This is a genomic window from Moraxella equi, assembly GCF_002027555.1.
In the GTDB taxonomy this organism is placed as follows: domain Bacteria; phylum Pseudomonadota; class Gammaproteobacteria; order Pseudomonadales; family Moraxellaceae; genus Moraxella; species Moraxella equi.
Genome location: NZ_MXAP01000058.1, coordinates 1 through 6,852 on the forward strand (window position 1 = coordinate 1; position 6,852 = coordinate 6,852).

A 6,852-nucleotide genomic window follows, 5' to 3' on the forward strand; every position below is an offset into this window, starting at 1 on the left:
TACACCCCAAACTCCCCTCGCTCCCCCTGCGGAGCTTGCCCTGTGATTTCGTGGGTCTGTCGGTCATAATAGACCATATCGCCCACCTCTGCTTGTCCGCTTAGCACCACAAACACCCCACCGAGTGTCTGCCCGACCACCACGCCTTGCCCCTTTTGGCCTGTGATTTGTGCCACGCCTTTGGGTGTGGCAAAGAGCTTGTTAAATGTTTGATATAAATTCATTTTTTTGCCTTTGAATTATTGACTTTTTAGAGCATTAATGTATAATATAATTGGGGATTAATATCCCATATATCTATCTAGCCCCACCACCTGCCACACGCTCGGCACACCGTCCTCTACTTTGACTTGTACGTCCACGCTGACCACCACTGCCTTATATCCGCCCTCATCATTGATTTGCCAGATATCGCCTAGCGTGGCAAGGGGCAAGCCGTATTTGTCCGCCCAGCGTGTTGTGATTGTCATGTCCATGTGCGTGCCTGACTCTGATAGTATTTGCACGCCCTTAGCGATAGTAGCAATCTGGTCGGTAAATAGCTCATCGGATTGTATTGGGGCTTCTTTTGTGCGTGCCGACTGTTTGCGATAGACATTATCCAAGCGTGCGGTGCTGGTCAGCCAAACGTTGTCATAAGCAGGGCTTACCCGTTGTTGCTCGCTGATTTGGCGAATGGGGTCAAGACCCAAGATAAGATTAGGCTCTGCCGTGGCAAGCTTCCAAGCAGGGACTTTATGACGAGGCTTGATGATAAGCTGTGGCTCGCTGACATGGCTTGATACAAACGCCCCGCACGCATGAGCGACATCGGAGAGTATTACAATCGGTGTCTTATCGGTGCTATATACCCCTGCACCGATGAGCCAATCAGGGGCTTGATAGTCTGCCGTCATGCCTGTATTTGCCAATGCTTGCTGACAGAGCTGACTGGCAAATAAGGCTTGATTTAATCCACCGTCTTTGTTAGTCGCATAATCTGATGACAAACGAGCCGTCACACTACGCCCTGATAAGCTGTAACCATGATTGACAAACGAGCGGTTTTTGCTAAGCTCCTCGCCCATGATGACAAAGCGGTGATTGTTAATGACCACGCTAATCATCGGCTCATTACCATGGCTACCCAGTTTATCCTTGATTTTGGCAAAGTCTTTGGTGGGTATCTCAATGCGTCCTTGCCAACAAAAGCTGTCCATGTCCGTCTTTATGCTAAATGACAAAGGATTGACATGAATACCGCCAATGGTGGCGGTGATGGTATTATGCACGATATAACTCCTAAGATTGGGGGTGCTGGCAGGGGGCATCTCATGCCAACAAACCATGGCAAGCGGTAGAGCATCTGCTGTGTGTTGCCCTCGCTTGCGTCTTAATGCTAACGGCAGACGGTCGGACGGCGGTCTGATACTACAATACGATATCGGTTTATCAGGCTCTGGCTCTGGTATCGGATAATAACGACAAGGCACAGGCACGCTGTGCGTGATGGTGTGCGTGCTAGGGTGAGCAATTGGCGTACTGTTGCCCTGGTGCGTGTTATCACCAAATAGTCCCGTCACATCTGATAATCTGCCCTGCGTACAGCCCTGCAAATAGCCCTTAGCCCCATATTTGACAAGATTACAACTGTACAGCCCCACACCATTGCCCACACTTATCGTATCAGCATAAGCAAGGGTTATCAGCCCCTGCCATGTGTGCCGATAAATACCACTGATAAGACATGGCGTATCAACATAAGCCTCCACGCCATCAGCAACAGGCACAAAATGACGAACAGCCATGTTATGTCCGCTTGCCACACCCAGCACATTGCCCCATGACAGATGCCATGCCCACCACGCCTCATGCCCCCTTATGCTCACCTGCCCACCCACCGCTACGCCCACCGCCTGTGAGGTTGTGCCATTGTGGGTCATGACAGTAGGGTTTTTTCTTTTGGTGGTGGGTGTAGGCTGGTCAATGGGTTTGATTGGGGCGATAACAACATCCAGCGTGCCTAACTTACGATTTAGGGTAAGCGGTAAGCGGTCAGACGGTGGTCTGTCGCTCATCCGCCGTGTCAGTGGCAAGGGCAGTTTGTCAGAGGTTATGTCTGCCATGACTGCCACAGCTCCATTTGCTCATCTATCGTCTTATCATCTTTGGGGGTCACATAGTCCCACACCGCAGGCTCATATCGCTCAATACCGTCAGACGGGGGCAAGTCTCGTGCCATGATGAGATACTGCTCGTTTGGGTTGAGGTTGGGTATCAGATAATGCCCGTTATCGAGACTGTAATAGCGAGCTATTGGCGTTAATTCCATGTTGAATAAGACAATCTCACGCCGTGCGGGGACGCCGCCTACTGTTACAATACCGTCATTATCCCCTGCGATGTAGCCCACATTAGGTAGGGCAAGAGCCACATCTGCTTTGCTGTGTACTTGCATTTAGTACTCCCAGTAGTCCAAGTATATCATCACCCCAAAGCTATAATTGGCTTGGGAATAACTAGTTGTGCCATTGACCACATATATATACAACACAGGTCTGCCTTGATATTCGGTTATCTGAATATCCGTTGGCAAAGTCAGGCTGTTTTGTATCAGTAAGGCGGGCTGAGAGCCGAGCAACGCGCCATCCTGCCGCCAAAAGACATCAGAGACTAGGCTGACGAAGAAGTCTTTTTTGAGCGAGTTTGCTAAGTCATAGCCATTGGATAAGATACGGGCGTTGGTATAGTTGCCAATTTTAAGACTACCTAAAAAGCTGTTATTGTTAGAACTTGATAAGTTCCCGACGTTTAACTGCACAAAGTTAATATTATTATCATTAATCGCTGATTTAATGAGACCTAAATACCCCACTTGGCTCATGCCATTTGTGGTAATGACAAAATACACACCGAGTGCACAAACTAACATTGTCCAGCTTGGATATCTGGCGTTTACTTTTGGTGTGGTGCTAGCCCATTGCGATACCTTATTTGTGCCATTATAATAATAAGGCTTGTAATAAGAACTGTCCTCCTCCACGCCGATTTTACTCATCATGATATTTGGACTGATAAAATCACACGAATGGTCGGTTTCGTTGTCAAGCATAAATCCTGCCCCTGCCTTATTACCGTAGCCTGTTACCAGACAGGCTTTCCACACGCTTTTATAGTCGCCCATCACTCCTGTCAGCTGTGGGGCTTGTGGGTCGGTGGATTGATAAATTTTAGGGGTCAGGCTAATAGGGTTTAGATAGCTCATAAAATATCCTTTCAAGATTGTTTAAACTTCGGTCGTATCGCCAAACAACACCTGTGTATAACCGTCCGAGCCTTTGGGATTGTCTGCTGACGGTTGCACCGCACAGATGACCCACACAGGCATGAGTGTCCCCCATGTATTAAACCGTACCACCTCTTGCACACTCCATGGGGTATCAGCCCCAAAGGCTTCACGAGGTATGGTAAAGTAGGGCTTTTTGGTGGCTGGGTTGATGGGGGCTAAGTCTTGTAAGGTGTCGGTTTTTAGCACAAAGCCGAGTGTTTGCCCGTACAGCTCAAACTGTGAGCTACTGGTAAACTTAATCAACCATTTCTCGTCGATTGCCCCATCATCGGTTAAGACAATGGGATAATCTTTGACATTTAAGCGGTTTAACGGCTCATCGCCAATGCGAGTGTCTTGCCAGATGTTTGTCCAGTTACGCTGAGTAAACGGCACGCTCGCTCGCACTTGTAGATTACCCCCAATGAGCACACTAGCGACATAGGTATCTTCTAGCGGATAATCCCGTTTGATCGGAAATATCAAGGTCAGCGTGCCGTCAATGTCCACGCCATGTATGCGGTTTTTCTCCTCCCATGTGCAAGTGGCAAATAAGGGCAAGGCATAATCGGACAAATCCAGTGGACTTGTCCATGTGATACTGCCCGCCTCCAAGTCATAATCCCACAGCTCGGCATTAACCGCCTTGCCTGTACTGTCAGTAATACACAGGCGGTCTAGGTCGGTGCGGTCAAGTTGTATCGTTTGACCTGCCTGATGAGCCGAACCGAGTGCTTGTTTTAAGCTGTTGGTAATGAGTATGGTATCGCCCCGGCGAAATATCGGCACACGCCCGTCTTGGGGCAGTCGCACGGTGTCAATGCGAATGGTGGTACTATCGACAGGCAGGTAAGAATAAGCGACCGTGCTGTATGTGATTGAGCTACTAAACACATGAGTGGGTTTAAAGATTTTCCCATCGACCACCGCATCGGCATTGTACCAGTCCTCACCCTCATTGCCCGCCACCGCTACCCATTTACCAAACTTAACCGATGCCAAGCCATATTCAACATCGACAAGACCAGAGATGTACTCGCCCTCAAATTCACCCTTTGCGTTTGCGGTGGCAGAGATTTTTTTGCCATCTAGCGTGGTCGCAGAGATGGTCAGTGAGGCAGGACGAATGGGAGCAGAGGGCGTGATAAAGCTTATGCCATCGGTGCGAGGGGCATTGACGCTGGTTGTCAAAGATTGCACCATCACCGCCCCGATGGGGTCAGAGAGTATCAGCTCGCCTGTACTATAATCAATGCTCCCTACTTTGTCCGCCCCACCTGTGGCGGTGTTTAGGCTCGTATAAATCCCCCCATCTTTGTCAAAATAGCTTTTGCCGTTCATGGTAAACCTGAGCGAATTAGGCACAATCAGCTCCCCTGCACCAACAGTAAAGACAAGCGAGGTGCCCACCGCCACACTCTCACTTTTGGCACTGGCAGGGTGTGTGTCATAAAAGCTGGCTGTGATGACAGCATTGGAGGCAAGGGTTGCCCCTGCTGGCACATAATCAAAGCCTGCAAAACTGGTGCGGTAGATGTCTTGATAAGTTTTTGCTCCCCAACTCACCTCCAAGCCAACGAATTTGGTGGCGGTCTGTGAGTGTACCTGCTCGCCGATTTTTGTTTTTTGGTAGCGGGCTTTGGGGATGGAGACGGTAGTGTCAGGGTTAAATGTTGCCACACCACCTGCCACCGTGCCAAATTGTTTGCCCGTGTTGTCCACAAGATTGCCCTTGCCATCATCATACAGCGTGGCAAATAGCGTCCCCGCCCCATGCGTACCGTGTGAGCCTCCCCCTGTGCTGGTGGTATTTCCGCCTTTTCGCCCAGTGGCGGTAATGACCGCCCCCAGTGCAATCTCATCATAGCCCTCCACCGTTAAAGGGTAAGTGATGACCAGCGACCCTGCGACAAAATCCCCTACTGTCAGATTAATCTTGCCCTGCAAGTCTCGCACAGGGGTTGGGTGGTTTTGGCTCACTTTATCGCCCGTGTTATAACCGACTGTCACACCACTGATGGCTTTGTCAAGCAACAACACGCCATCACGATACTGCCCCGTCACATCGCCACTGATGACCCCTTGGGCATTGACTGTGGCACGACCGCCCGCCCATGACAGCGTGATGGACGATGGGTCAGGCGTGGTGGGCAGGCTGATAACACTTTTGACCACTGGCACAAGGTTGGCTCGTTTGATAAATGTCGCAGATGACCCCCAATAAATCACGATTGCCGAGCCGATGTCGGGCAGTTCACGGCAGGTGATGGACAGCGTGCCTGTCTGCGGATTTAGACTGATAGAACCATGCGTTTGCTCGCCTTGGGTCAGCTTGTACCATTTGCCCTGTGAGCGGTATTGCACCATAACTGTGCTTGGCGTGGGCAGATTAACAATGTAGTTATAAGACTGTGTATTCTCACTGACAAGGATTTTAGCGGTGTCTGAGACGACATCAGCAACACTGGCTGGGGTAAAACTTACCACACGCACATACATACTGTTTAGACTGATAAGTCCAGCAGTATAATCCACCACGCCCACCGCTTGCCCACTTTGCATTAGCGTGCCATCGACATCAGTGATGTTATCGCCATTTGTGCTGATAACTAGGGTGTTTGGCAAGATAGGCGAGCCTGTATATAAGCTGTTTTGGGTGCTGTTAATGCTAAGTGTCAAACTCTCGCTACTGCCATCAAATAGCACGGCACTCACGCCAGAGGCACTCAAATCACTAAGTAGGGTCTCACTTTGGGTAGTAGGCACCAGTTTTTCCATGAGTGATGGCACTTGCACCGTCATCATGTTTGCTTTGATGGCTTTGACGATGGGTTTTACGCCATAATATTGCCCTGCGTCCGCCACATGAGTTTCACGGATTTTACAAGGGGCATCGGTATGACCCTGCACAGGATATTCCACGCCCACAAAGCTGTGTTCTAAGGGCTGACTGATTTCCATTTTGACGACCGTTTTGGCAAAGGTTTTTTCACCCGCATAAAAAGTGCGTTCTTCGCTCGACACGCTGATGACTTTGATGTATTGCTCCGCTTGCTCATAGCCTTTTTTGTCTTGTCTTAGGCAATAGACATCACCCACCAAAGGCAATGGCTCACCCACGCTTTGATAAGCCTGCACAATACGGCTATTCTTAGACTGCGTGGACATCAAAGTCATGCGAGACTCAATCGTTGCCACGCTGTACGCCTCCACCGCTTTGACCATCTCGCCTCGCACCTCACCAAATTTGCCTGCACGGGTCAAGAGATACGACACGCTAGGGTCTTTGGGTGGTTTGGTGATGGCGGTGTATGCTCCCAAAAGCGGTTCGTCATCGGCACGCTGTACGCCTGCATACACAAGGCGGGTCATCATGCCACCATTAATGCGTTGGATTGAGGAAATGGGGTCAAACAGCTCATTATCCGCCCCTGTCAGTGGCGTGCCCAGTGCCAAGCCACCGCCGTCATCGTTGTCGGTGAGGCGTTCAGAGGGGTAGATTTTTAAGTCGGATTTGTTGAGTTTGGTGCGTTTTGTCATGTTAT

General features: G+C 49.9%; 5 protein-coding genes. All 5 read right to left on the minus strand.

Going from position 1 to position 6,852, the window contains the following annotated elements; translation table 11 throughout:
* Positions 1 to 224, minus strand: a 224-nt coding sequence (locus B5J93_RS06195; RefSeq protein ID WP_079325562.1) for a DUF2190 family protein, incomplete at its 3' end; no start/stop codon positions are given.
* 57 nt (positions 225 to 281) lie between these two features.
* Entirely contained in the window at positions 282 to 2,105 is a 1,824-nt protein-coding gene (locus tag B5J93_RS06200; protein WP_079325564.1) for a hypothetical protein, read from the minus strand.
* The gene (locus B5J93_RS06205) at positions 2,093 to 2,437 is read right to left on the minus strand and encodes a hypothetical protein (protein WP_079325566.1); all 345 of its coding nucleotides are present in this window, start codon (positions 2,435 to 2,437) and stop codon (positions 2,093 to 2,095) included. The genes B5J93_RS06200 and B5J93_RS06205 overlap by 13 nt, the downstream gene beginning before the upstream one ends.
* Complete coding sequence (locus B5J93_RS06210) at positions 2,438 to 3,244, minus strand: hypothetical protein (protein ID WP_079325568.1); 807 nt, start codon at positions 3,242 to 3,244, stop codon at positions 2,438 to 2,440.
* A gap of 21 nt (positions 3,245 to 3,265) precedes the next feature.
* Positions 3,266 to 6,852: hypothetical protein (locus tag B5J93_RS13500; RefSeq protein ID WP_158080700.1), on the minus strand; the 3,587-nt coding region annotated here is incomplete at its 5' end.

Coding starts and splice junctions, on each gene's coding strand:
- B5J93_RS06200 (WP_079325564.1), bottom strand. CDS start 2,105: ATGGCAGACATAACCTCTGACAAACTGCCCTTGCCACTGACACGGCGG.
- B5J93_RS06210 (WP_079325568.1), bottom strand. CDS start 3,244: ATGAGCTATCTAAACCCTATTAGCCTGACCCCTAAAATTTATCAATCC.
- B5J93_RS06205 (WP_079325566.1), bottom strand. CDS start 2,437: ATGCAAGTACACAGCAAAGCAGATGTGGCTCTTGCCCTACCTAATGTG.